Annotated in this window: 28 protein-coding genes; 12 read left to right on the forward strand and 16 right to left on the reverse strand. The window is 62.5% G+C overall.

Going from position 1 to position 25,040, the window contains the following annotated elements; all coding sequences use genetic code 11:
* Positions 1-86: 86 nt before the first annotated feature.
* The 3 genes from RAE21_RS01010 to RAE21_RS01020 all read right to left on the reverse strand — a co-directional run bounded on the left by RAE21_RS01010 (position 87) and on the right by RAE21_RS01020 (position 2,615).
* Entirely contained in the window at positions 87-1,205 is a 1,119-nt protein-coding gene (locus tag RAE21_RS01010; RefSeq protein WP_313879734.1) for a patatin-like phospholipase family protein, read from the reverse strand.
* A 26-nt stretch (positions 1,206-1,231) separates the two neighbouring features.
* Entirely contained in the window at positions 1,232-2,095 is an 864-nt protein-coding gene (locus RAE21_RS01015) for a pirin family protein (RefSeq protein WP_313879735.1), read from the reverse strand.
* Between the two features lie 97 nt (positions 2,096-2,192).
* The gene (locus tag RAE21_RS01020) at positions 2,193-2,615 is read right to left on the reverse strand and encodes a DoxX family protein (protein WP_313879736.1); all 423 of its coding nucleotides are present in this window, start codon (positions 2,613-2,615) and stop codon (positions 2,193-2,195) included.
* A gap of 85 nt (positions 2,616-2,700) precedes the next feature.
* On the opposite strand from RAE21_RS01020, the gene RAE21_RS01025 reads away from it, so the two are divergent.
* Positions 2,701-3,648: a LysR family transcriptional regulator gene (locus RAE21_RS01025; RefSeq protein ID WP_313879737.1), complete on the forward strand. Its 948-nt coding sequence runs from the start codon at positions 2,701-2,703 to the stop codon at positions 3,646-3,648.
* Complete coding sequence (locus RAE21_RS01030; RefSeq protein WP_313879738.1) at positions 3,638-4,231, forward strand: NUDIX hydrolase; 594 nt, start codon at positions 3,638-3,640, stop codon at positions 4,229-4,231. Before RAE21_RS01025 ends, RAE21_RS01030 begins: the two co-directional genes overlap by 11 nt.
* 105 nt (positions 4,232-4,336) lie before the next feature.
* Here RAE21_RS01030 and RAE21_RS01035 read toward each other — a convergent pair whose 3' ends face one another.
* Positions 4,337-4,804, reverse strand: coding sequence for an RrF2 family transcriptional regulator (locus tag RAE21_RS01035; RefSeq protein WP_313879739.1), 468 nt, complete (start codon positions 4,802-4,804; stop codon positions 4,337-4,339).
* Between the two features lie 92 nt (positions 4,805-4,896).
* On the opposite strand from RAE21_RS01035, the gene RAE21_RS01040 reads away from it, so the two are divergent.
* The 3 genes from RAE21_RS01040 (at position 4,897) to hmpA (ending at position 7,536) form a co-directional block, all read left to right on the forward strand.
* Positions 4,897-5,298 carry a group III truncated hemoglobin gene (locus RAE21_RS01040; protein WP_313879740.1) on the forward strand — a complete coding sequence of 134 codons (402 nt, stop codon included), beginning with the start codon at positions 4,897-4,899 and terminating at the stop codon, positions 5,296-5,298.
* Between the two features lie 63 nt (positions 5,299-5,361).
* On the forward strand, positions 5,362-6,324 hold the full coding sequence (locus RAE21_RS01045; RefSeq protein WP_313879741.1) for an alternative oxidase: 963 nt from the start codon (positions 5,362-5,364) through the stop codon (positions 6,322-6,324).
* A gap of 42 nt (positions 6,325-6,366) precedes the next feature.
* On the forward strand, positions 6,367-7,536 hold the full coding sequence (gene hmpA, locus RAE21_RS01050) for an NO-inducible flavohemoprotein (RefSeq protein WP_313879742.1): 1,170 nt from the start codon (positions 6,367-6,369) through the stop codon (positions 7,534-7,536).
* A 387-nt stretch (positions 7,537-7,923) separates the two neighbouring features.
* Here hmpA and RAE21_RS01055 read toward each other — a convergent pair whose 3' ends face one another.
* The 4 genes from RAE21_RS01055 to RAE21_RS01070 form a co-directional block, all read right to left on the reverse strand.
* Positions 7,924-8,355, reverse strand: coding sequence for a BLUF domain-containing protein (locus RAE21_RS01055; RefSeq protein ID WP_313879743.1), 432 nt, complete (start codon positions 8,353-8,355; stop codon positions 7,924-7,926).
* Between the two features lie 64 nt (positions 8,356-8,419).
* A complete protein-coding gene (locus RAE21_RS01060; protein WP_313879744.1) occupies positions 8,420-9,079 on the reverse strand; it encodes a Crp/Fnr family transcriptional regulator in 660 nt (219 codons plus the stop codon).
* A 287-nt stretch (positions 9,080-9,366) separates the two neighbouring features.
* A complete protein-coding gene (locus tag RAE21_RS01065) occupies positions 9,367-10,629 on the reverse strand; it encodes an Hsp70 family protein (protein WP_313879745.1) in 1,263 nt (420 codons plus the stop codon).
* A complete protein-coding gene (locus tag RAE21_RS01070) occupies positions 10,629-11,300 on the reverse strand; it encodes an alpha/beta hydrolase (RefSeq protein ID WP_313879746.1) in 672 nt (223 codons plus the stop codon). The genes RAE21_RS01065 and RAE21_RS01070 overlap by 1 nt, the downstream gene beginning before the upstream one ends.
* A gap of 68 nt (positions 11,301-11,368) precedes the next feature.
* Here RAE21_RS01070 and RAE21_RS01075 point away from each other — a divergent pair, with 68 nt between their 5' ends.
* The gene (locus RAE21_RS01075) at positions 11,369-12,253 is read left to right on the forward strand and encodes an EamA family transporter (RefSeq protein WP_313879747.1); all 885 of its coding nucleotides are present in this window, start codon (positions 11,369-11,371) and stop codon (positions 12,251-12,253) included.
* A gap of 5 nt (positions 12,254-12,258) precedes the next feature.
* On the opposite strand, the gene RAE21_RS01080 is transcribed toward RAE21_RS01075, so the two are convergent.
* The 6 genes from RAE21_RS01080 to ftsY form a co-directional block, all read right to left on the reverse strand.
* A complete protein-coding gene (locus tag RAE21_RS01080) occupies positions 12,259-13,362 on the reverse strand; it encodes an SMP-30/gluconolactonase/LRE family protein (protein ID WP_313879749.1) in 1,104 nt (367 codons plus the stop codon).
* A 52-nt stretch (positions 13,363-13,414) separates the two neighbouring features.
* On the reverse strand, positions 13,415-14,704 hold the full coding sequence (locus tag RAE21_RS01085) for a cache domain-containing protein (protein ID WP_313879750.1): 1,290 nt from the start codon (positions 14,702-14,704) through the stop codon (positions 13,415-13,417).
* Between the two features lie 126 nt (positions 14,705-14,830).
* Positions 14,831-15,715, reverse strand: a complete 885-nt coding sequence (locus RAE21_RS01090; RefSeq protein WP_313879751.1) for a patatin-like phospholipase family protein — start codon at positions 15,713-15,715, stop codon at positions 14,831-14,833.
* A 14-nt stretch (positions 15,716-15,729) separates the two neighbouring features.
* Positions 15,730-16,350, reverse strand: coding sequence for an OmpA family protein (locus RAE21_RS01095; protein WP_313879752.1), 621 nt, complete (start codon positions 16,348-16,350; stop codon positions 15,730-15,732).
* 122 nt (positions 16,351-16,472) lie between these two features.
* Positions 16,473-17,672, reverse strand: coding sequence for an ABC transporter substrate-binding protein (locus tag RAE21_RS01100; protein ID WP_313879753.1), 1,200 nt, complete (start codon positions 17,670-17,672; stop codon positions 16,473-16,475).
* Between the two features lie 70 nt (positions 17,673-17,742).
* Positions 17,743-19,011: a signal recognition particle-docking protein FtsY gene (ftsY, locus tag RAE21_RS01105; RefSeq protein ID WP_313879754.1), complete on the reverse strand. Its 1,269-nt coding sequence runs from the start codon at positions 19,009-19,011 to the stop codon at positions 17,743-17,745.
* A 28-nt stretch (positions 19,012-19,039) separates the two neighbouring features.
* Between ftsY and RAE21_RS01110 the strand changes: the two genes are divergently transcribed.
* The 6 genes from RAE21_RS01110 to RAE21_RS01135 are packed head-to-tail and all read left to right on the forward strand — an operon-like array spanning position 19,040 to position 23,818.
* Positions 19,040-20,518, forward strand: coding sequence for a M16 family metallopeptidase (locus RAE21_RS01110; protein ID WP_313879755.1), 1,479 nt, complete (start codon positions 19,040-19,042; stop codon positions 20,516-20,518).
* Positions 20,519-20,533: 15 nt separating this feature from the next.
* On the forward strand, positions 20,534-21,886 hold the full coding sequence (locus RAE21_RS01115) for a M16 family metallopeptidase (protein WP_428983950.1): 1,353 nt from the start codon (positions 20,534-20,536) through the stop codon (positions 21,884-21,886).
* A 9-nt stretch (positions 21,887-21,895) separates the two neighbouring features.
* A complete protein-coding gene (gene rsmD / locus RAE21_RS01120; RefSeq protein WP_313879756.1) occupies positions 21,896-22,540 on the forward strand; it encodes a 16S rRNA (guanine(966)-N(2))-methyltransferase RsmD in 645 nt (214 codons plus the stop codon).
* 22 nt (positions 22,541-22,562) lie between these two features.
* Positions 22,563-23,051, forward strand: coding sequence for a pantetheine-phosphate adenylyltransferase (coaD, locus tag RAE21_RS01125; protein WP_313879757.1), 489 nt, complete (start codon positions 22,563-22,565; stop codon positions 23,049-23,051).
* Positions 23,052-23,069: 18 nt separating this feature from the next.
* The gene (locus tag RAE21_RS01130; protein ID WP_313879758.1) at positions 23,070-23,522 is read left to right on the forward strand and encodes a universal stress protein; all 453 of its coding nucleotides are present in this window, start codon (positions 23,070-23,072) and stop codon (positions 23,520-23,522) included.
* A gap of 32 nt (positions 23,523-23,554) precedes the next feature.
* Positions 23,555-23,818 (forward strand): YfhL family 4Fe-4S dicluster ferredoxin, encoded by a 264-nt coding sequence (locus RAE21_RS01135; protein WP_313879759.1) that lies wholly within the window; start codon positions 23,555-23,557, stop codon positions 23,816-23,818.
* 31 nt (positions 23,819-23,849) lie between these two features.
* Here RAE21_RS01135 and RAE21_RS01140 read toward each other — a convergent pair whose 3' ends face one another.
* Both RAE21_RS01140 and pth read right to left on the reverse strand, forming a co-directional pair.
* Positions 23,850-24,248, reverse strand: coding sequence for a hypothetical protein (locus tag RAE21_RS01140; protein WP_313879760.1), 399 nt, complete (start codon positions 24,246-24,248; stop codon positions 23,850-23,852).
* Positions 24,249-24,273: 25 nt separating this feature from the next.
* Positions 24,274-24,954 carry an aminoacyl-tRNA hydrolase gene (pth, locus tag RAE21_RS01145; RefSeq protein ID WP_313879761.1) on the reverse strand — a complete coding sequence of 227 codons (681 nt, stop codon included), beginning with the start codon at positions 24,952-24,954 and terminating at the stop codon, positions 24,274-24,276.
* Between the last annotated feature and the right edge of the window lie 86 nt (positions 24,955-25,040).

Consider the following 25,040-nt stretch of genomic DNA (forward strand, 5'->3'; position numbering starts at 1 on the left):
GGTTGGTGATTGCCGCTGCCCCTGGGTGGCGGCTTACAACCCCGCTGTGCTGCCGGTGTACCGGTGATGCAGCGGGGTTTTTTGCGTCAGCCCGGGGTGGGCACCCGCAGGTCGTCGAGGTAGTCGGCGGCGATGTTGATGCTGCACTCCACCCCGATGGAGGTCACATGTTTTTTCAGCCACTCTTTGGCAGACGCGCGGCCCAGGTCCCGCAGGGTGTGGATGAGCTTGGCGTCGGTGTCTGACTTGGTGGAGGCCGGGTAGCCCTCCAGAATGCTGCCGCCATCAATGCGGTGCATCAGCACATTTTTGTAGCGCGCCGGGTCCAGCTTGCCTTCGGCTAGCAGGCGCTTCACAAAGTCGATAGCGCGCATCTCGGCAATCAGCGCTGAGTTGAAGGTGATTTCGTTCAAGCGGTCCAGAATGCCGGCCGCCGTGGTAGGCAGCTTGTGGCGCTCTATGGGGTTGATCTGCACCAGCATCACGTCCGGGCTTTTGCACTCGTAAATGAGGGGGTGGATGGCGGGGTTGCCGGCGTAGCCGCCATCCCAGTAGTGCTCGCCCTCAATCTCTACTGCTTGGAACACGGTGGGCAGGCAGGCGGAGGCCATCACCGCATCGGCGGTGAGCCGCTTACCTGAAAAAATCTCGGCCTTGCCAGTGCGCACCTTGGTGGCCACCACAAACACCTTGAGCGCTGGGTAGGCGGCCAGGCGCTCAAAGTCCATTTGGCGCTCTAAAAAGTCGCGTAGCGGGTTGATGTCCAGCGGGTTGCTTTGGTAGGGCGATACCGCTTGCGTCCAGAAGCTGGTGACCGCGTCAGAAAGGATCTGGCTGGGGGATGCCGAGCCGGTGAGGGCGGAAAGCCCGCCAAACAGCAAGTCAAACGGCACCTTGTGGGCGCCTGCCAGCGAGCTGCTGAGCGCGCCCATGTTGACCACACCTTCCCAAAAATCTGCCAGCGACTGTTGGGCACTGTCTCTGGCCACCTTGCGTGATTTACCCTCGGCCTGCGCAAAGCCGTGGGCCAGCGCCACCGCATTCATCGCGCCGGCACTGGTGCCGCTGATGCCTTCAAAGTCCAGCCGGCCGTCTTCGAGCAAGGCGTCCAGCACTCCCCAGGTGAATGCCCCGTGCGAGCCTCCGCCCTGCAGGGCGAGGTTGACCATGGGGCGCGTGGCGGTAGGGGTTTTGGGGTCGGTCATGCCCCTAGCTTAGGGCAAGGCGGCATTCAGGCAGCTGACGGCTCGCCCAAGACCCCATCCCTGAAATCGCTTAGCGCCTGATAAATCTCCTGCTGCGAGTTCATCACAAAGGGGCCGTATTGCACGATGGGCTCTTTGAGCGGCTTGCCGGCAATCAGCAGGAACCTGGCGTCCGCGCTGGCGGTGATGGTTATTCCATCGCTGGCCGCATCGTTGCGGAAGATGGCCATGCGCTGGGCGGGCACGGTCTTGTCGCCCACCTGCACGTCACCGCGGTACACATAAATGAACGCGTTGTGTGTGGCGGGTAGCGGTTGGCTGAAGGTGCTGCCGGCAGGTATGTGCACATCCAGGTACAGCGGTTGGGTTTTCTCGCGCTGCACAGCGCCTGCGGTGCCATGGCTTTCACCGGCAATCACCGTCAGTTGCACACCCTCGGCGGTAGTGACTTTGGGCAGGTCGGTCGCCTGAATGTCGCGGTACCAGGGGGCGCCCATCTTTTCGCTGCTGTGCAGGTTCAGCCAGAGCTGAAAGCCTTCCATTCGGCCTTCGGTCTGCTGCGGGATTTCGGAGTGGATCACACCGCGCGCGGCAGTCATCCACTGCACACCACCGTCTGTGACCAAGCCCTCGTGGCCCGCGCTGTCGCGGTGGCGCAAGCGGCCGCTCAGCATGTACGACACGGTCTCGAACCCGCGGTGCGGATGCTCGGGGAAGCCGGCAATGTAGTCATCCGGGTTGTCGCTGCCAAAGGCGTCCAGCATCAGGAAGGGGTCCAAGCGGTGTTGCAGGTTTTGGGTCAGTACCCGGGTGAGCTTGACGCCTGCGCCATCCGAAGTGGCTTGCCCCGCCACCAGGCGCTCAATGGTGCGTGATTGTTGAACTGTCATGGTGATCTCCTTGGGGTTGAACGGACGGACAGGCCGCAAAAGGCGGCCTGTGGTTGAAGGGCTGTGTGCGGCGTGCCGGACCGAGCTGTACCGGGTTTTATTCGCGGCGTGCGTCGAGGCTCCAGCCACCGGCGCCGTTGGCGGCCAAGGCCAACAAGCCACCGACCACTGCCACGTTCTTGAAGAACAGCAGTTGCACCATGAAGGCCTGGTCAGCCGGCACAGCCCAGAAAGCGTGGAAGAAGAAGCTCGCCACCAGTGTGAACAGGGCCAACACCAGAGCCGCGATGCGGGTGCCGAAGCCGGCAATCAGCGCCAGGCCACCCACAATTTCGACCACCAGCGCGAGCACAGCGCCGACGGCGGGCAGTGGCAAACCGACGGAAGCGATGTAACCCACGGTGCCTTCAAAGCCGGTGAGCTTGCTGATGCCAGCTGGCAAAAACAGGGCAGCCAACAGCACGCGGCCTGCGAGGTTGAGTGCGTTTTGGGCGGTAGTGGTGGTGTTGCTAGAGGACATGGTGATTTCCTTTCAAGGGGGAAGTTGTTTGCGATGGGTGAACTGTATTCCTCATCAATCAGCCTGAAAATCCGTTGAAATGGATATGATTGTTGTCACTATGGAACAATCAAGCGCACTCCAGACTGCCGCCATCGACCCTAACGACCTGCTCATCTTTGCCCGCGTGGCGGAGCTGGGCAGTTTCAGCCGTGCGGCCGACAAGGTGGGGCTGCCCAAGTCCAGCGTGTCGCGCCGGCTCGCAGCCCTCGAGCAGCGCTTGGGCGAGCGCCTGCTGCTGCGCACCACCCGCCGCCAAACACTGACCGAGTTCGGCCAGCAACTGCTCGAGCACGCTAAGCAGGTGGTGCTGGAGGTAGAGGCTGTAGCCGCCCTGAGCGAGCGCCGCCAGGCCACGCCCACCGGGCGGCTGCGGGTGTCCATGCCGGCAGACATTGCCCACTTGCTCTTGGCCGACATGCTGGGTGCGTTTGTGGCCATGTACCCCGGCATCTCGCTGGAGCTGGACCTATCGGCCCGCCGGGTAGACCTGCTGGGTGAAGGTTTTGACGTGGCGGTGCGCATCGGCGCCTTGCCGGACGACAGCCTGCTGGCTGCGCGGCGCCTGAGCCTCATGTCCACCGGGTTGTACGCCTCGCCCCAATACCTGGCCGAACACGGCACACCGCAGACACCGCAAGACCTGCTGCAGCACCAGGCGGTGCGCTTGCTGGGCGGCAACGGGGAGCCCCTGCCCTGGCGCTTGGTGAATGGCGAGCAAGCATGGACTGCGCTACCCCCCGGCCGCTTTGCGGCCAACGCGCCGGACCTGTTGTTGCGCCTGGTGCTGGCCGGCACCGGCATAGGCGCAGTGCCCGATGTATTCACCCAAGCCGATCTGCGCCGCCACGCGCTGGTGCGGGTGTTGCCCGAGTGGTGTTTTCCGCAAATGCCTGTCTCAGCCGTCTTCCCCGGTCGCAAGCTCATGCCACCCAAGACGCGGGTGTTTATTGAGATGCTGCAAGTGGCTTTGGGAGACCCCCATGCGGCATAAATCCTTGGCCACCCCGGCCGAACTCCGGGCCCACGCGCAAGCTGAACTGGAAAAGTACATTGCCAGCTTTCCCGCCGAGGCCACCGACCTGCAAGCCATCGCTGATCAATTGGCCGATACGTCCGCAGACCCGTTTTCACGGGCCAACATGCAAGGCCACATCACCACCAGCGGCTTGTTTTATGACAGGGCGTCCGACAAGGTGCTGCTCATCCACCACCGCACCCTGAACCGCTGGCTACAGCCCGGCGGCCACCACGAAGGGCTGGACCGCTTGGACGTTTCTGCGGCGCGGGAGGTGGAGGAAGAGACGGGCGTTCAGGTGTGCGGAGCTCAGGACCAAGCCCTCGATCCGCCGCTGATCGACATCGACAGCCACGCCATCCCGGCCAACCCGGCCAAAGGCGAGGGCGCGCATCTGCACCACGACTTTTTGTACCTGTTCCGAGGCGATGCCACTGCGCCCTTGAGCCCGCAGTGGGAAGAAGTGCAGGGCGTACGTTGGGTTGCGCGTGAGGCTTTGTTAGCGCTGCAGAGTGCGCGCTTTGTACGGCTGGTGAGCAAGCTGCGGCTTGCTCTTTGACAAGCCTTCTTATGGGTAAAAAGTGCCGCTAGCGCAGGTGAAATATGCGCTAGCAGCTACTAAATAAATAGCAAATCAAGGCGGGTGAGCGTACCCGCTGCTGGCTCAGTCCGCCGTCGGGTCTACCGGCGTCAGGGCCTCCCCGCGCGACAGCGAGGACAGTTGCCGCAGCATCCGTATGCCGTCTTGGGTGCCCAGTACGTCGGCCAACGAGTAGCGCTCCAGCACACCGAAGAATGCAGCGAGCGCCAGGTCCAACGGGCCGGGTAGCTTGCAGACCCCGTTGAGTTTGCATTGCGCGCAGCCCACCAGGTCGATGTGCCCCTCCGTGTAGCGAATGAGTTTGCCAATGTTGATTTCTGTGGCGGGGCGGCCCAGCCGGATGCCCCCGTTGCGGCCCCGGACAGATTCGATATAGCCCTCGGCCGCGAGCTTGCTGACCACCTTCATCAAGTGGTTGTCAGAGATCTCATAGGCACCCGCGATCTCCCCCACGGAACACAGCCGTTCTGTGTGGGCAGCGAGGTAGAGCATGACGCGAACGGCAAAGTCAGAAAACTGGGTTAGGCGCACGGAAGCCTCCAATTAAATAGGTATTTCATTTGCATGTTTATTGATTCCTAGATAAACTGGCATCCAAGATACATCATTTAACGAGACTTGTGATGCTCATTGCTGAAACACACCCACCTTTCGCTCTGGACGAGGCCGGCATTTCGACCTTGATCGCGACTTTTTATGCCCGCGTTCGGGAAGACGAATCGCTGGGCCCGGTGTTTGCCCGCGCAATACCCGAAGGGCACTGGGCAGAGCACCTCGGTCACATGAGCGCCTTTTGGTCCTCCGTGATGCTGTCGTCCGGCCGCTACCACGGCAAGCCGGTGCAAATGCATGCCACGCATCTGGACGTGCTCACCCCCGCCATGTTCACGCGTTGGCTGGAGCTGTGGACGCAGACCACACACGCGCTGTTTGCGCCAGAGCACGCCAAGCTGTTTGTCCACAAGGCCAGCCAGATCGCCACCAGCTTGCAATACGCCCTGTTTGATTCCAACACCCCGCGCTAGGTGTTGAGCGCTAAGCGCCCTGCAGCCGCAATCCACAAAACCCACCTTCACCCTGGAGCCCCCATGTCGTTCTCTACGCCCCCGATTGATCTGTCTGTTCACCATGCGCCCGGTGCTGCATCCGACCGCTTTGCACTGGCGGTGACCAAGTTGCTGCGTTGGTGTGCCGATACCTTTTTTGCCAAGCGCTATGGCCACCGCGCCATCGTTCTGGAGACCGTAGCCGCCGTGCCCGGCATGGTCGGCGCCACGCTCACCCATCTGCGTTGCCTGCGCCGAATGGAGAACGACAAAGGTTGGATCCGCACGCTGATGGAAGAGGCCGAGAACGAGCGCATGCACTTGATGACCTTCATCGAAGTGGCGCAACCCACCTTGTTCGAGCGCGTCGTGATCCTGACCGTGCAGTGGGTTTTTTACCTCGGCTTTTCGCTGCTGTATCTCATCAGCCCCCGCACCGCCCACCGCTTGGTCGGTTATTTTGAGGAGGAGGCGGTGGTCAGCTACACGCTCTACCTTGCCGAAATCGATGCGGGCCGGGTGGCCAATATTCCGGCACCGGCGATTGCCCGCCAGTACTGGGGCTTGCCCCCGTCGGCCACCTTGCGCGATGTCGTGCTGGCAGTGCGCGCCGATGAAGCCCACCACCGCGACGTGAACCACAGCCTGGCCGCAGAGCTCGGCGGTGCTAGCCCTGCAAGCAACCCTTCACCCTACCCATGGCACGCCAGCACCACAGAGCTGACGCCCCCAGAGGCCGGCCCCTACCGCGTGACGGTGGACTTCACCCAAGACAACTTGCCCGCCGCGCTCCAGAAAGAACACAACACGGCCAAAGACGTGTGGGGCGTGATCCGCGTAAAGGAAGGCAGCCTCCGGCTGACCCACCTGGACACCGGAAAGGTCGAGCTACTCGATGCGCAGACGCCGGGCTATGTGACGCCCCTGAGCCCGCATTTTGTGCAGCCGGTGGGAGCGGTCAAGGTCTGTATCGAGTTTTATGACCACGACCCGCGCCGCAATTGATCAGCCGTACCAAACCCCGAACATCCACAAGAAAGAAAGCACATGCTGAGCACTGAACACACCGCCAAAATCAAAGCCACCGTCCCGCTGCTGGAGACGGGCGGCGAGGCGCTGACCACCCACTTTTACCAAGTCTTGATGAGCGAGTACCCGGAAGTCCGCGCCCTGTTCAATCAGACGCATCAGCAACAAGGTACCCAAGCGCGCGCCTTGGCCAATGCGGTGCTGAAGTACGCACGCCATATCGACAACCTGGGCGCTTTGGGCCAGTTGCCCGCGCAAATCATCCAGAAGCACGTGTCGCTGCAAATCCTGCCGGAGCACTACCCCATGGTGGGCACCTGCTTGCTGCGCGCCATCCGCGAGGTGCTGGGCGAAGCCATTGCCACCGATGCGGTGATCGAGGCTTGGGGCGCCGCCTACTGGCAACTCGCCAACATCCTGATCGGCGCAGAGAGTGCGCAATACGCCCAAAACGCCGCTGCGCCCGGCGGCTGGGGCGGTGCGCGTCAGTTTGCGGTGATCGAGAAGAAGGTGGAAAGCACAGAAATCACTTCTTTCGTGCTGGCCCCGGTTGATGGTGGCGCGGTGCTGAACTACCAGCCCGGCCAGTACCTGGGCCTCAAGTTGCAAATCAATGGCCAGGAAGTGCGTCGCAACTACTCTCTCTCGCAAAAGGCAGATGGCCGCACCCTGCGCATCAGCGTCAAGCGCGAGCCCAAGGGCGTGGTGTCCAACTACCTACACAGCCAGGTCGAGGTAGGCGTGGTGCTTGAGGTGTTTCCACCCGCGGGCGAGTTTGTGCTGGGGGCCGGCACCGCACCGCTGGCCCTGATCAGCGGCGGAGTGGGCATCACCCCCACCCTGGCCATGGCAGAAACGGCCTTGGAGCAAGGCGAGCGGGATGTTGTGTTTATTCACTACGCACGGAACCCCGAAGTGCAAGCGTTCAAAGAAACACTCGCTGCCTGGGCGCACAAGCACCCCCGCTTCACGCTGCACCTGGCCTATGAGGAGGGTGCCACCGAAGGCGTTGCCTCCGGCCGCCCCAGCCTGGCGCACATCCAACAATGGGTGCCGGCAGATGCCGATGCCTACTTTCTCGGCCCCAAGCCCTTCATGCAGTGCATCAACCGGGCGCTGGCGGACCACGGACTCCCCACGGAGCGGCGCCACTTTGAGTTCTTCGGCCCTAGCGAGGCGCTGAACTAAACGCACAGCCTTACATTGCAGGAAGTATTGCTATAAGCGAGCACTAGCGCCCGAAAAATATGCGCTAGTAGCTATCAAATAAGTAGCAAAATGCCTTCGTGAAAAAAGCAGCTGTATGTGTTGTAGCGCACAGTGCGCCGATGTTCGCCTCCGCACAATGAGGCATGGACTCGCCCGCTACCCCATCGCCTCTCAACCGCCCGCAAGGGCCATCGGCTGCGGAATTGCACACCCCGCCCGACGAGGCGCCGCCTAAGCGGCCCCGGCCAAGGCGCAATGTCCCTATCCTCGATAGCGACTCCGACGATCTGGACGATGGCTACTTCGCCCGGGGTCCATTCTTTGTACCGTGAGGGTGTTCCACATCCACCGCAGAGGGTGCCGGTATCAGTCAGGCACTTCGACCCCTTGTGCAAAAAACACCAGCAGGGCCAATGCAGCACCGGGCTGCACGCGGGTGGCGATTTCATGTTTGTTGGCATCAAACACCTGGCCCGCGCTGGGGGACTCCCGGAGCTCTGTGGCGGTCAAGTTGCGCAAGCCCATGGTCCACGCGCCGAATTGCCGCTCTGCAATGCCTTGCCGGGACAACACGAAAACATCCCGGTGGCGGGTATCCCGCTCGATGGATTGGAAGGTGGTGCTCACCTCCGCCTCCTCGCCTTCCAGCACCTGCAAGACGCTGCCGTTGGCGTGCAGCAGCATGCCGGTGATACCGCGCAATTGGTTGATGTGCTGCGCAGTGTGAAGGATGTCAGCCAGCACCTCCGGCCCGCCTTGCACCAAGGTGCTGGTGTAAATCAAATGGATCAGTGCCATAACGAGACCTATCAAAACAGAGTGAAAGAGAAAGAGAAGCTGGGCCGAACGCGTCCTGCGGCCATCAGGACGAATGATGCGCTCGGGGCCCCTGGCCCGCATCAGGGGCCGACAGCAGGCGCTCGTATTCCTTGTGAACCACCCCAAAGCACTCGCATACGACGCGCATCAGGCCTTCGCGGTCCAACACCCGCAACCTGCCGCGCCGGTAGCGGATCAGCCCCGACACCTGCAACTTGCGCGCCTCGTGGCTGACGCCTTCACGCCGCACGCCCAGCAGGGTTGAGATGATTTCGTGGGTCACCGTCAACTCGTCGGTCACCGAGCGCTCCAGCCTCAGCAGCAGCCAGCGGCACAGCTGTTGCTCTAGGTGGTGGTGCCGGTTGCACACTGCGGTTTGCGTGATCTGGGTGACCAGCGCCTGGGTGTAGCGCAGCAAAAGCCGCATCACCACTGCGCGGCGTTCAAACTCCGCCGCGAGGTGGCGCGATGGTAAGCGGTAGGCTTGCCCCGCGTTATGGACCACGGTGCAGCCCGGCGTGCGGTCCCCGCCCAGAAACAGCGAGATACCGACGACCCCATCGTTTCCGATCACGGCAATCTCCGCAGAGTCGCCGTTCTCCGTGACATACACCATCGACACTATGGCGGTGGTGGGAAAGTACGCGTGCGTGGGCGCTTGCCCGGCATCTGCCATGACCTGCCCCAGGTGCAGGGTGACCAACTCCAGATTCGGGAGCAGGCGGTTTACTTCTTCGGGGGGAGCGTAGCGAGTAGCCGGTTTTCGTCCGGCCGGAAGAGGCTATCCATGGGTAAAACCTCTTTGTAATTCAAATGCGATCGCGCAGACCCTACCGCCTTTTCAGGCCGGTGTATGTGCGATACCGTACATAGGAATTACTGGCGGCTACCCACCGTGCAGCACGCGCCGCCTGTGCTGCTTATTTTTAGATGAAAAGTGCCGCTTGCGCTCATGGAATATGCGCGAGTAGCTCCTAAATCAATAGCAAATCAATACGGGTGTACCGCACCCGCCCACGCTAGCCCGGCGGCTACACTGCCAAAGCGGTTGCCTTCCACCAGCGTGGCTTGAGGCATGGCCGCGCGAAGCGCTGCTATCAAGGTGCGCAGTGCGGACGAGCCACCGGTCAGGTACACCGCGTCCACCGCGCTTAAGCCCGCAGCGGCCACGCAGTCCTGGGCGCACTGCACCACCTGCGCTAGTGAGGCGTGCAGGGCGGCTTCCATGTTCACCGCATCCACCGTGGGGGCCAGGCTCCGGTCCAGAAAGTCGAGGTTCACCACCGCGCCATCACCGCTGATGGAGCAGGCAATCTTGGCGGCTTCCACGCTGGCCAGCATGCGGTGGCCGTGCTGCTCTTCCAGCGCATCCATCAGGCGGCGGTGCAGCGCCTGGTCGGTGTAGTCGGTCCACAGCTCTTTGGCAAAGTGCATGGACTTGCGGGTGTAGGCCTGGTGAATCAGGTGCCAAGTGCTCAGGTCAAAAAACACGCTGCTGGGCACAATGCGCCCGCCAGTGCCCACGTGCTTGTAGCCCAAGTGGGGCATCACAGTGGTCAGGTCCAGCAAGCGGTCAAAGTCGGTGCCGCCAATGTGCACGCCGGTGGTGGCCAGAATGTCTGCGGTGCGGTCGCCCTGCGCGCTGCGCTCGGGGTTGAGGCGAATGACGGTGAAGTCGGAGGTGCCGCCGCCAATGTCGACCACTAGCGCGGTGGTCTCTTTGGCTACGCGCTGCTCGTAGTCCAGCGCAGCGGCAATCGGTTCGAGCTGGTAGGCAATGTGGGTGAAGCCGGCCTCCAATGCGGCGCGGCCCAGTGTTTCTTGCGCCAGCTGGTCGCGCTCGGCGTCATCGTCCACAAAGTGCACCGGGCGGCCCAGCATGGCGTGGGTCAGGGGCTGGCCCACATGGGCTTCGCAGCGGCGCTTGAGCTCTTTGAAGAATAGCACCACGATGTCAAAAAAGCGGATGCTCTTGTCGCCCACGGCGGTGTACTCGTCCATCAGGCGGCTGCCCATCAGGCTTTTGAGCGAGCGCAGCAAGCGCCCCTCTGTGCCATTCAGGTAGGCCTGCATGGCCTCTGCGCCATAGAGCACGGAATGCGTTTCGCTGGCAAAAAACAGGGCGGTGGGCATCTCGGCCTTGGCGCCGTCCAGCGGGATCACCTGCAAGGCGCCTTGCGCGTCAATCAGTGCACAGGCGGAATTCGAGGTGCCGAAGTCAATGCCCAGCACGAGGGGGCGAGCAGTCTCCATCACGCGGGCAGCACCTGCTTCAAAAAGGCGGCAATGTCAGCAATCTCACGCGGGTGCACGCTGTGCGGCATGGGGTAGGTGTGCCACTGCACCGGGTGGCCGAGGGCGGCCAGTGCGTCGCGCGAGTCTTCGCCGCGCTTCAAGATCACCACCGGGTCTTGGGTGCCGTGGGCCATGAAGATGGGGGTAGTCGCATTGGCGGCGTTGCGCTCGGTGGCAAAGCGGTCTGCCAGCGGCAGGTAGCCGGACAGGGCCATCACACCCGCAATTTTGTGTGGCAGGCGCAGCGCGGTGTGCAGTGCCATGGCGCAGCCTTGGCTAAAACCCGCCAATACGATGTGATCGGCCGCGATGCCACGGGCCACTTCGCGCTCCACCAAGGCCGCAATCGCCGCCTCAGAGCGCTGGATGCCCGCCGCGTCCTGCTTGCTTACCAGGTCCATGCCATACAGGTCGTACCAGCCGGGCATCACATAACCGCCGTTGATGGTGATCGGGATGCTGGGCGCCTGCGGAAACACAAAGCGGATAGGCTGGCAACCGTCCAAGTCCAGCTCGGGCACCAGGCCTGCAAAGTCATCGCTGGTGGCGCCCAGCCCGTGCATCCAGATGACGGCGGCCGTGGGGTTGGGGGCGGATTCGAGTTCGATGCAGTCGAGCAGGGCAGTCATGGCGCGGGCCTTGGTATTGAATTTGGGAGACGGGTTTATACCCGAGTTGCAGCGGTTATCGTCAAGGCATGTCTTCACACCGCTTTCATCATGTGCTGCCTTTGTTGGCGGTTTTGGGTTCTGTCACCGCCTTGGGGCTGGGCACGTCGATCGCCAAACAGCTCTTTCCCGTGGTCGGGTCCCTGGGCACCACGGCCTTGCGCGTGGGCTTTTCGGCGCTGCTGCTTTTGCTGATCTGGCGGCCCTGGCGCTGGGCACTGGCGCCGGCCGACCGCATGTCACTGCTGCGTTACGGCGTGGCGCTGGGGCTGATGAACTTGCTGTTTTACATGTCGCTACGCACGATTCCGTTTGGCATTGCAGTGGCGATTGAGTTTTCGGGGCCTTTGGCGGTGGCGCTGTATTCGTCGCGCAAGCCGGTGGACTTTGTGTGGCTGGCGCTGGCGATTGCGGGTCTGGGCCTATTGCTGCCGTTCGGCGGCAACGTGCAGTCGCTGGATGTGACCGGTGTGCTCTATGCCCTGGCCGCCGCCGCGTTTTGGGGTGCTTACATCGTGTTCGGCAAGCGGGTGGGCCATTTGCACGCAGGCCACTCGGTGGCACTGGGGCTCACGGTGGCCGCCATCACCGTGGTGCCCTTCGGAGTCTGGCACGCGGGTGCAGCCCTGCTGGATCCACATGTTTTATTGATCGGGCTGGTGGTGGCCGCGATCTCCAGCGCCCTACCTATCTCGCTGGAGATGGTGGCCCTCAAGCGCCTGCCGCAAGAGGCCTTCGGCATCATGACCAGCATGGAGCCGGCGGTGGCGGCCTTGTTAGGTCTGATGTTGCTCCATGAGCAACTCAGTGCCCAGCAGTGGTGGGCCATCGTGTTCATCATGGGTGCTGCAGCGGGCAGCGCGGTCACTGCCAAGCGCGAGCCGCCGGCGGTTGCAGCCGGTCTCGTGCAGTAAGCGCTTTACTTGGGCAGCCAGCCCAGCCCGTGGGCGTGCAGGCTTTGCACATACAGGCGGTCTTTGGTTTCGGTAATCGCCGTGGTTTCGGGGTAGCTGCCGCTCGGGTCTTGCAGGTCGGCCACTACTTTTCCGTCCTCAGTGAAGGCGATCACATGGCCGTAGGCCTTGGGGATGGGCCACAGCGCACGCGGCAAGCGTAGGGTGAGGCTGCGCAGCCATGGCATGGCCGACAAGTTGTCGATGGTGGCGTTGCGGGGCTTGGCAAAACCCAGCCAGATTTTTCCGTCCAGGCCGCGCATCAGGTTGTCGGGGTAGCCGGGCAGGTTGTCCAGCAGCACCCGGGCTTGTGCGGTGCCTGGGGTGTGGGTGTCAAGGCTGCGCACGTCGAGCTGATGGGCGCTGACCGCAATCTTCCAGACCCGGTATTTGCCGGTTTCGTTCACAAACAGTGACTGTTCGTCCCGGCTCAGTGCCACGCCGTTGGCAAAGCTCAAGCCGGTCGCAACCAGGCGGGTGGCTTTGGTGGCAGGGTCGTATTCCAGAACGCGACCGGTGCTGGACTGCTCCACGATGTCGAGCAGGCTTGCCTCGAAGGTGCCACCCCAGTCTTTGGGTGCAAAGCGGGTGGAGGCATCGCTGAAATACATCTTGCCGTTTTGAGCGACCACCACCGCATCTGCATAGCGGATCGGGTCGCCGTTCACCGTGTCGGTGAGCACGGTCACTTTGGCGTCCGGCGCGATGGACAGCAGCCCTTTGAACGCATCCGCCGCAATCAGGTTGCCCTCTGCATCAAAGTCAAAACCGAGCACGCGGCCACCCGTGTTGGCAAACACCTGCTGCGCGCTGCCATCGGCTTCCATGCGCAAGATATTGCCGCTGGCCACCGTCGTGTAGAGCTTGCCGTCGCGGCCGAACTGGATATGTTCCGGCCCCACTTCGCCGCGCAGGTCGATCATTTTTAAACCGCTTAGCCGATCGTTGACGGCGTGGGCGCCTTGATAGCCGGGTGCAGTGGGCGCATCCCACGCCACGGGGCTCACCGGGACTGGCCACAAGAGCAGATACAGCGTGGCGCAGCCCACAACCCCCAAAAGGAGGTTCACAATTTTCTTCAAAGCGTGTTTCCCTGAGAGCCCGAAGCTCGGGCGAATGCATTTAGATTTTGCTGTGGTTGTCGTTGGTGCTGCCACTAGTGCGGGCTTGAGCCTCGACCTGTGCCACGCGCTTTTCCAGTTGGCTGCTGCGTTGGTGGTGGTGCATCAGCTGGTCCCGCCGGTCGATGGCGGCGCGTCCTGCCCGCACAAACCAGGGCTTCCACAGGGCCGGTACCTTGGGTGGGCGCTTGATGTTGGGCCCCTCGGCGTTCTGGACATAGTCGGCCAACTGCAAGGCCGGCTGCGTAAAGCGCCGGCTCAGCCACAGCGCAGTGCCTGCAGTGGCCAGCAGCCCGAGGAGGCCGGTCAACATCATGGGCCAGGTTTTACTCAGTGCTTGCGATGCCACGGCTTCCGCCGGCTGGTAAATCACCAGGCTGAAGGGCGAGCCCCGTAACGCGAACCGGAGCCAGCCGGCCTCGGTGGTGTAGGGGCCCGCAGGCAGCGCCGCTTTGCTGTCGCTGGCGGCCAGGGTGCGGCCTTCGGTGTCGATGACCCAGGCTTGGCCCAGCGTCAGCGGGTGTTGTTGCATGACGGCGTTGAGCGCGTCGACTGCCAAGTCGGTTCCCATGACGCCTACATAGGCGTTGCCGGCGTACACCGGCGCCAGCACAGACACCACCGGAATGCCCTTGAGCGTGTCGGTATGGGGCAGGGTCCAGACCGGTTCTTTTTGCGGGTTGCGGGTTGGGCCGGCTGCCTCTACGGGGCGGGCGCCTTGTGCCTCCCAGAACACGGCGAGCGCGGTGCCCATGTCGGATTTGCCGGTGGCGGCAAACACCTCATCGCGCGATTGCGCGGGGTACACCCAGCGCCAGCGCTGCGGCGCATCGTAAAAATAGCTCCACACCAAGCGGGATTGGGTGTTGTGGGCGGCAACGACCTGCCCGAGCGCCCCCAAAGGGGCATTGAGCTCGCGCCGGTAATCCCCGCCTGCGCTGGGGTTCACATGGATGGAACCCATGTCTTTGACCAGGTCTTGCGGCATCCGGTCCCAAGGCGCATCCCGCAGTGGCGCGAGGTTGCGGCGCTCCAGGCGCTCGGCCAGGCTGGCATCCACAAAACCTGCTTGGCGCAGGTTGCGCTCGGCGCTCTGGCGCATGCCGGCCACATGCTGGCGTGCGGCATCCAGCGGCCCGTTGAGTGCGGTTTGTAGCTGCTCACCTTGGGCACTGAGTGCCCAGCTTAGGGCCCTTTTCTGGCGGTTGTATTCCGCCCAACTCCCGAGCAACAAGGCCAGAGTCACGCCCCCTATCACCAGTGCAAGACTGATGTGGTGTGTGCGGAGCATGTGCGATGCGCTGACGACCGGCGCAGAGGAAGGTGGGGCAGTAGGCGGCATAGCGCTATTGTGGCTCCGTGGCCAGGGCCGGGTGCCGCCGCCGTGCTAAGCGGCCGCGGTGGCACGCCAGCCGGTTCAGTTGCCCCGGGCGTTGGGGGGAATCTTGCTTTTCATCTCTGCCACGGCTGCTCGCCCGGCCACATAGCCTGCCTGGATCAGGTCTTTGCGTGCACCGAAGTCGGTGCTGCTGAAGCGGGCAGTGTCCGGCCGGATCAACACGTCGGCTTCTTTGGCCTCCAGATTGGTCAGTGCGCGGCCCATGATTTCAAACGACTGCAAGATGACTTCGTAGAGGCCATGGCCCACGTTGTTTTGGGGTTTGGTGCCCACGTCCACTGCAATGACCTGGCTGGCGCCCAGAGTGCGCGCAAACCGCACCGGCAGGGGGCTCACCAAGCCACCATCGACCAGCTCCACACCGCCCACAACGGCCGGCACAAAAACGCCCGGAATCGCACTCGACGCTCGCACCGCCTGGCCGGTATCGCCGGAGCGCAAGAGCACCGCGTCACCGTTGTTCAGGTTGGTGGCCACGGCGCCAAACGTGAGCTTGAGCTTTTCAATCGGTTGGTTGCGCACGTATTCGTTGATCAGCTTTTGCAGCGCCTCGCCCGCGAACATGCCGCGTTTGTTGGCCGAGTTGAAGTCGGCCACATCGATATCACGCACCTTGAGGGCGACTTCTTCCATTTGCCAGGGGCTGAAACCCGCCGCATAGAAAGCGCCCACCAGAGAGCCGGCGCTGGTGCCGACCACCACATCGGGCTTGTAGCCGCTCTCTTCCAGCGCCTTGAGCACACCGATGTGCGCAAACCCGCGCGCGGACCCACCACCCAGAACAAGCCCGAGCTTGCCGGTGCGCCGGGGTGTGGCCTGCGCGGCGGCCGTGCCTGAGAGGGCGAGGGCGGAGGCCGCCGCCACACCAGTAGCCAGTTGACGGGCGAAAGTGCGACGCAGCATGCCGGGCGCTCCCATCATTTGCCCATCACGGGTTGAATCAAGCCCTTGTCCATCATGGCTTTGAGGCGGTCCCAGGCGTTCTCGAAGGCGTTGGGCGCTTCTCCACGGGTGATGTTTTCCACTTTTTCTTCCAGGATCACCACCTCGACACGGCGGTTGAGTTTGCGGCCTTCGTCGTTGGCGTTGGAGGCCACAGGGCGGTTGAACGAGTAGCCTGCGGTGCTCAGGCGCTTGGCATCAATGCCTTGGGCGATCAAGGCTTCGCGCACGCTACGGGCACGGGCTTCCGAGAGCTCCTGGTTCAGGGCTTCGTTGCCGAGGTTGTCGGTGTGGCCTTCGAGGATCACATTTTTGTCGGTCTTGGTGTTGATCAACACTGCAACACGCTGCAAATAGGCAGAGGACTCTGTGACGTTCAGGCTGGACTTGCCCGACTCAAACAAGGCCGAGCTCGGCAGAAAAATCTGAACACCACGCTCCGACTGGGTAATCGGCAAGGTCGGCCCGTTGTACACGGGGGTGGCTGGCACCACTGGCGCCTGCTGGCAAGCGCTCAGCAATGCGCCGGTGAGGGCGAGGGCGGCAACTGTGGTGCACAGACGCGCGGCGTGGGTAGAACGGGTGAGGTAAGACATACAGACAGATCCAAATAAAAGGCCGCCAACTGGCCCAGACGCATTGAAACGCTTAAGCCGTGGGTCTGTCTAGCAATTGCTTACAAACACTCGAAATAGTTCGCCGATCTGCGAACTATTTCTCATGCCCCGTAGCGCTTGGTCCATTCCTTTTCCAGCGCATCCACCCAGCTACCGTGGGGCTCTGGAATAGCAGGTGCCGGCTTTTCTACTTGGCCGGGCAAAGGCTTGGCCGCGAATGCAGCGCGCTCGCTGGCGCTGAGCTTGTCGAGCGCGAGCACCGTCGGGTCGCCCCAGACAGAAATGTCAGCCTTGCGGGCTTGCGCCTCTGCGCTGAGCAAGAAGTTGGCAAATACCTGCGCGCCTTCTTTGGCAGTCGCGTTCACAGGAATCGCGACGAAGTGCGTATTACCAATTGTTCCGCTACTGAATTGATAGCTGGTGATGCTCGCAGGAAGGCGCTTGGCGGCGATTTCGTTCGCAGCGTCGTTGGGGTTGAAGGTGATTGCAATCGCCACTTCGCCATCGGCCAGCATCTGGCGGATCGCCTCGGCGTTGTTGGGGAACTGCTTGCCGCCGCGCCACAGGTGCGGGTGCATCTGGTCCAGCGCTGCCCACAGGGGGGCGGTGGCTTTGGTAAACGCGTCTGGGGTGACTGGTTTGTAGAGCGCGTCGCGGTTGGCGTTCACATCCATCAGCACTTGCTTCAAGAAGGTGGTGCCGTGGAAGTTGGGCGGGCGCGGGTAGGTCACGCGGCCGGGGTTGGATTTGGCAAAGGCTTGCAGCTCGGCCAGGTTTTGTGGCGGCTTGGGGGTGCGCTTGCTGTCGACCATGAAGGTCAGCTGTGCCATGCCCCAGGGAGCCTCCAGGCCATCGGTAGGCTCGGCAAAGTCGAGGCGGGTGGTGGGTTTGCCTTGCACGTCCACTTTGGCATACGAGGGCAGGCTTTCTGCAAAGGGCCCGAAGAGCAGGCCCTCGCGCTTCATGGTCAAAAAGTTTTCACCGTTGATCCACACCATGTCCACGCTGCCATTGGTTTTGCCAGCGGCTTTTTCGTTGCGCACCCGCTTGATCATGTCGGGTGCGTCGGCAATTTTGACGTGCTGCACTGTCACGCCAAAGCGCTTTTGCGCCTCGCCCGCGGCCCACTGGATGTAAGCGTTGATGGTCTCCGACCCGCCCCAAGCATTGAAGTACACCGTTTGCCCTTTGGCTTTGGCTTCAATGGCAGACCAGGCGGGGGTGGATTGGGCGAAGGCGGGAGGCGCGAGTGCGGCAGCAGTGCCGGCGATCAGTTGGCGACGTGCGATGCGAAGAGTCATGGTGCGGAGCGTCCTAAAAAAACATGAGTCGGAAAATAACCCCGTTTTCTTACACTGCGGGTATCAGGGGTTAAGCCAGCAAGGCTTGTGCAAATTCCCGAGCGTTGAAGGTTTCCAGCTCATCAAGCTTCTCGCCCACCCCGATGAAGTACACCGGAATCGGCCGCTCGCGGGCGATGGCCGCCAGCACGCCGCCCTTGGCGGTGCCGTCCAGCTTGGTAACGATCAGGCCGGTGAGGCCGAGCGCGTCGTCGAACGCTTTGACCTGCTGCACTGCGTTCTGGCCAGTGTTGCCATCGATCACCAGCAGCACTTCGTGCGGGGCAGTGCCGTCGGCTTTGGCGATCACGCGTTTGATCTTCTTCAACTCTTCCATCAGGTGCAGTTGGGTGGGCAATCGGCCCGCGGTGTCGACCAGCACCACATCTTTGCCGCGCGCTTTGCCGGCGGTGACCGCGTCGTAGCTCACCGCAGCGGGGTCGCCACCTTCTTGGCTGACGATCTCGACCGTGTTGCGGTCAGCCCAGACGGTGAGCTGCTCTCGCGCTGCTGCGCGGAAGGTGTCTGCAGCTGCCAGTAAGACGCTCGCGTTGCTGTCGGCCAAATGCTTGGTTAACTTGCCGATGCTGGTGGTTTTGCCCGCACCGTTGACGCCTGCCACCATCACCACGGTGGGCGTGTGCTCGCCGATCACCAGGGACTTTTGCAGGGGTTGCAGCAGCTCGGTGAGCTCGGCAATCAAAATATTTTTCAGCGCCGTCGGGTGGGTCACGCCGGTCGCTTTGACTTTGCGGCGCAGGGCCGCCGTCAGGTGCTCGGTGGCGGATACGCCCGCATCGGCCATCAGCAGGGCGCCTTCGAGGTCTTCGTAAAGCGCCTCATCAATCTGGGTGCCGACGAAAACACCGGAGATGCTGCTCGCGGTTTTGCCCAGACCGGCTTTGAGCTTGTCGAGCCACTTCTGGCGCTCAGGCGGTGTAGCCGGTGGCTCGGGGATCTCAATCGGCGCCACCAAGGCGCTGCCAATCAGCGAGCCAGTGCCCCAGGCAGGCGGCGGCGAAGCGGGTGCTGTTTGCACGGCCTGCACGGGTGCCGCTGCAACAACGGCGGGCGCCGCAGGGCTGGCTGGTGCAGTGTTCACCGCTGCGGGTACAGGTACAGCTGGGGCTGTGTCAGGCAGCGCGGCGGGCGATGCAGCTGGCGTGGCCGGGGCAGAAGCCGTGGGCAGTGCCGGGGCGGCTGGCGATGGGGATTCGGCGGCCAGAGGCGCGTCGGGCGCTACCGCTTCAGGGGCCGGAGTCGTCGAGGAAAAGAATTTCTTTTTGAAAAAACTGAACATGAGTGCGTTTCTAGAATCACAGCATTCTATGAAACACCCATTTCACCTGACGGGCGCACTGCGGCGCGCCTGCATTTCGTGGTCGGCAGGGGCTTGTGCACTGGTGCTGATCAGTGCGAGCCCGTTGGCATTGGGCCAATCGAACCCCCCGGTTTCTGTGGCCGCACCGCTGGCGCAGCAGTTCACTTTGAAAAACGGCATGACCCTGATCGTCAAGCCCGACCGGCGCGCGCCCACTGCGGTCCACATGCTGTGGGTGCGGGTGGGTTCGATGGACGAGGTCGATGGCAGCAGTGGGGTGGCCCATGTCTTGGAGCACATGATGTTCAAAGGCACACCCACGGTCAAAGCAGGCGATTTTTCCCGCCAAGTAGCGGCCTTGGGCGGGCGTGAAAACGCGTTTACCAGCAAAGACTACACCGGGTACTTCCAGCAGATCCCCTCCCAGCGGCTGGAGGATGTGATGCGCCTCGAGGCCGACCGCTTTGCCAACAGCACCTGGACCGATGAAGATTTCCGCAAGGAGCTGGAGGTGGTCAAAGAAGAGCGCCGCCTGCGCACCGAAGACAAACCCCATGCGCGCCTGCACGAAGCGATGGACGGTGTGACCTACCAAGCAGACCCCTATCGCCGCCCGATTGTGGGCTGGATGAGCGATCTGGAGAGCTTGCAGCCGGAGGACGCGCGCGACTTTTACCGCCGCTGGTACACCCCCACCAACGCCGCCGTGGTGGTGGCCGGGGATGTGGAGGTGAATGCCGTGCGGGCTTTGGCCGAAAAGTATTACGGCAGCCTGCCTGCGCGTGCGGTGCCCCTGCGCAAACCCCGCACCGAGCCGGAGCAGGCCGGCTTGCGGCGCTTGGCCCTCAAGGCCCCGGCAGAGCAGGCCTATGTGGCGCTGTCCTTCAAGGTGCCTGGTTTGCGGCCGGAGGGGCTCCCTGCCCTAGCGAACGTGCCCATGGATGCGCCTAGCGAAGACGCTTTGGCCTTGACGGTGCTCTCTGCCGTGTTGTCGGGCTACGACGGTGCGCGGCTCCCGCGGGCCTTGACATTGACCGAGCCTTCGGTGGCCGATAGCGCCGGCGCCTATTACGGGCTGACCGCCCGGGGGCCACAGCTCTTCACGCTCTACGGGGTACCTGCGGCGGGCAAGACCGCGGCAGAGGTGGAGGCCGCCTTGCGCGCCCAGATCGCCTTGGTGGCCAAGGAGGGGGTCACCGAGGCCGAGCTGCTGCGTGTGAAAAACCGTTGGGTTGCCGGTGAGGTCTACAAGCAAGACAGTGTGTTTAACCAGGCCCGCTTGTTGGGGGTGAGTTGGATCAACGGATTTGCCTTGGGCAGCGACACGGTGCTGCTGGAGCGGCTCCGCGGGGTGAGTGCGGTGCAGGTGCAATCTGCTGCTGCACGTTACTTCGGGGACGATGCGCTGACGGTTGCCACCCTGATTCCCCAGCCTTTGGAGATGGCGCGCAAGCCCCGGTCGCCGGCGGCCGGCATGCGGCACTGAGCACTACACGACACCATGAATACTCCTAAATTGATAGCTTCTCGCGCGATGATTACGGGCGCTATAGGCATTTTTTGTATAAATTTGGCATGGGCGGGCATTCCGATCCAGCACTGGACGCAGCCCCAAGGTGCCCGGGTGTTTCTGGTCGAGAGCCCGGCCATCCCGATGGTGGATGTGCAAATTGATCTGGATGCCGGCAGCCGGCGCGACCCGGCCGACCAGCCCGGTCTGGCGAATCTGATGGCAAGTAGCACCTCTAACGGTGTGCGCGCCAGCCATGCCGGCCCGGCGCTGGATGAAAACCAACTCAGCGAGGCGTGGGCGGATTTGGGGGCTTCTTTCGGTGGCAGCGCGAGCGCCGACCGCATGAGCTTCGCGCTGAGGTCTCTGACCTATCCCGATATCCTGGATCAAGCGGTTGCGCTGGCTGCGCGTCAGATTGGCGAGCCGGCGTTTCCGGAGGCGCCGTGGTTGCGTGACCGGCCCAAGCTGATTGCCAGCCTCAAGGAGGCCAACACCCGGCCCGCCACATTGGTAGCCCGCGCTTTTAACCGCGCGGTGTATGGCAACCACCCCTATGGTTATGAACCGACCGAGGCCAGCTTGCTCCGCACCCATGTGCAGCACATGCGCGACTTACATGCCCGTGTTCTGCGGGCGTGTGCGGTCCAGGTCAGCATCGTGGGTGCGCTGAACCGGACACAGGCCGACGCACTGGTGACCAAGTTGCTGGCCCGCTTGCCCCAAGCCGGCTGTGTGAAACCACCGCCGGTGCCGGAGGTGCAGCCCTTGGCGGCCGCCAGCGACCAGCGGATTGCGTTTGCCTCTGCCCAGGCCCATGTGCTGGTGGGGCAACCCGGCTTCAAGCGCAACGATCCTGATTTCTTTGCGCTGACGGTGGGCAACCACGTTCTGGGGGGCGGCGGTTTCACCGCACGATTGACCGAAGAGGTGCGCGAAAAAAGAGGCTTGACCTACAGCGTGTACAGCTTCTTTGCACCAGGTCTGCACGCAGGTGCCTTTACCGTCGGCCTTCAGACGCGGCCCGACCAGGCAGAGCAGGCCCTGTCCTTGGTGCGGGAGGTGCTGAGCCGGTTTGTTGCGCAAGGCCCGTCTTACAAGGAGCTGCAAGCCGCCAAAGACAACTTGATGGGCGGCTTTGCGCTGCGGATCGACAGCAACAAGAAGTTGCTGGACAACGTGGCCAACATCGCCTGGAACCGCCTGCCGCTCGATTACCTGGACACCTGGACCCAGCAGATCGACAAGCTGACGGCGGCAGACGTGCGCGCAGCCATGGCCCGTGTGCTGCAGCCCGACCGGATGGCTACCGTGTTGCTGGGGGCGCCGGATCCGGTGCGGTAAGCTCACTCCATGAACGCCAAAGCTTCCTCTAAAACCACATCTCCCCGCGGTGTTACAGGCGCCGCCAAGCGCCCCCCACGCCCCCGGGCGGCTCAGAGCCACGAAATCCGCATCATTGGCGGACTCTGGAAACGCACCAAACTCAAGGTCGCCGACAAGCCGGGCCTGCGCCCCACGCCGGACCGGGTCCGTGAAACCGTGTTCAACTGGCTGGGCCAGGACATGACCGGCTTGCGCTGTCTGGATGCCTTTGCCGGCACCGGCGCCTTGGGTTTTGAGGCCGCCTCGCGCGGCGCCAAGCAAGTGACACTGATCGAGCAAGACACCGCCCTGATCGACCAGCTCAAAAAGACCCAATCCCAGCTCAATGCCGGCATGGTGCTGGTGCAACGCGGTGACGGCATTGCGGCGATCCGGCAGGCGGCACCCGCAAGCTTGGATGTGATTTTTATCGATCCGCCGTTTGATGCACCCTTGTTTGAGCCCGCGCTGGGTGCCTGTGCCCATGCGTTGGCAGCTGGTGGCTGGGTGTATCTGGAGTCCCCCGCCGCCTACACCGATGAGGCCTTGAGCGCATATGGACTGCGCGTCTACCGGCATCTGAAGGCGGGCGCGGTCCATGCTCACCTGTTGCAAGCGCTGGTCGCTCCCTAAGCCCCTTTGAGAAGGCCCTGCCATGCCCCAAGCCACGATTGCTGTTTTTCCCGGAACCTTTGACCCTATTACTTTGGGCCACCAGGACCTGATCCGTCGCTCATCCCGTCTCTTCGGGACGGTCATCGTGGCAGTGGCGGTTGCCCACCACAAGAAGACGCTTTTCAGTCTCGACGAGCGTTTGGCGATGGCGCGCGAAGTGTTCCAGCCGCTCGACAACGTGCAGGTAGAGAGCTTCAGTGGCTTGGTGCGCGACTTCGCAGTCGCCCATGGTGCCCGCGCCATGGTGCGTGGCGTGCGTTCGGTGACCGACTTCGATTACGAGGCGCAACTCGCCGGCATGAATAAGTCTTTAGCCCCTGATGTAGAAACGGTTTTCCTCACGCCGGACTCGCGTTTTCAATTCATCTCGAGTACGCTGGTCCGGGAGATTGCCACGCTCAAGGGCGACGTTGCCGCCTTCGTGGCCCCGGTGGTTCATGCCCGCTTGATGGACCGCTTGACACCCTGACCCTTCAAGGAGCCTGCCATGAAAGTCCTGTTGCCGGTTGACGGTTCGGAGTTGTCGATGGAGGCCGTTCACTGGGTGCTAGCCGCCAGGGACCAAGGCCTGCCGGTCGAGGTGGTGTTGGTCAATGTCCAGGAGCCTGCCAATCTTTATGAGCTGGTAGTGGCACACGACGCCGATGTATTGAGTCAGGTCAGCACCGATGCCGGCATGCACTGCATCGAGCCAGCGCGCGCTCTGCTGAGCGCTGCCGGAGTGGAGTGTGTCTGCGAAGTTGCGACCGGCGACCCAGCGCACATGGCTATCGAGGTCGGTGAACGGCATGGCGTCGATCTGGTGGTGATGGGCGCTGAGAGTGCCGGGGCACTCGGGTCCGGTTTGGTCGGATCAGTCGCCAACGAAGTGCTGCGGACCAGCACCGTGCCGGTGGTGATCGTCAAACTCCCCGCTGACGACGAGGGCTTGAGCCCCTGAGGCGATAATCCTGCCATGGAGCGCGAACTGCTGTGGCACTGTTAATTACCGACGAATGCATCAACTGCGATGTATGCGAGCCCGAATGCCCGAATGAGGCCATCTACCTGGGTGAGCAGATTTACGAAATCGATCCGCATAAATGCACCGAGTGCGTTGGGCATTTCGACGAGCCCCAGTGCGTACAGGTGTGCCCCGTGTCTTGCATTCCGGTGAACCCCGATTTCACCGAAAGCAAAGAAACTTTGATGCAAAAGTACCTGCGCTTGCAGGCTGCGGCGATCAAGCCTGCCTGAGGGCTAGCAGGCTAGCGGTCACCCCGGGCTGTTAAGGCTTTGCAGGTGGGACCTGCTTGGCAGTAAAGAACTGCGGTCCCTCTTTCTTCTTTGCGCTGTCTTTGCCTGAGCCTTTTGCGGTAAGGGCTTTCTCTTGCTCCAAGGCTTTGGCCTCCAGTGCGTGGCGCTTTCTGACCTCCGCTTCAGTGGCGAGGCGCTCTTTTTCCAGCGCTTTGGCTGCCGCCAATTGGCGCTTGTTTTCTTTGTCTACCGTTTGTTTGCGTGCAACGTCTGTGCTCGCATCCGGCGCCGATGTGTCCAGCGTTTTGCCATCGCCACAGGGAGTCTGGCTGTAGGTGTTGCCACACTTGTAGACTTTTTGGGCTTGAGTCGCCGTTCCTGTTGCGGTTAATGCTGCAAAAACGATAGCAAAGGCGATGGCGTGACTCATACAGGTCTCCGGTGGGGCAGGGGGCTCAGGGGGTGTTTTGCACCGTGGATATGTTTGGCACTGCGGATAGTGCGCCCGCCGCATCTGCAGCTGGTACCGGTGGGGTAGCGGGGCGTGGCGGCTTAGGGCGAGGGGGCTTGCTGGTGTGGATAAGCATCGTGGCTTTGTCCATGTCCCCAGCCAACAAGTGCGGCAGTGCTTTGAGCGAACGGTCAATGCTTTGGTCGATGGCAATACGATGGTCGAGCGATGGTTTTTTGAGGACCCAGTGCACGACTTCTGATTTCACGCCGGGATGTCCTACGCCCAGGCGCAAGCGCCAGTAATCACCGGTGCCTAGCTGGGCATGGATGTCTCGCAAGCCGTTGTGTCCGGCGTGGCTGCCACCGAACTTGAGCTTGGCTTCGCCGGGCACCACGTCCAGCTCGTCGTGAACCACCAGAATTTCTTGGGGCGCTATTTTGAAAAAGCGGGCCAGCGCGCCCACCGACTTGCCGGACAGGTTCATGAACGTTTGCGGCTCTAGCAACCAGACCGTCTGGCCTTGCAGGGTGGTGCGGGCCACGAGACCGTGGTAGCCCTTGTCCATCGAGAGATTCAGCTTGAGTTCACGCGCGAGGGCATCAACCCACCAGAAGCCGGCGTTATGGCGAGTGCCTTCGTACTCCGTACCCGGGTTGCCCAGGCCGACAAATAGTTTGATCATGCTAAAAATTATGGCTCACAATCGGGGCTGCAGAGGGCGCCCCAATGCAAACGGCCCACCGAGGTGGGCCGTTCTTAAGTCCTCAA

Origin of the sequence: Rhodoferax potami, assembly GCF_032193765.1 — a bacterium.
Classification (GTDB): Bacteria; Pseudomonadota; Gammaproteobacteria; order Burkholderiales; family Burkholderiaceae_C; genus Allorhodoferax; species Allorhodoferax potami.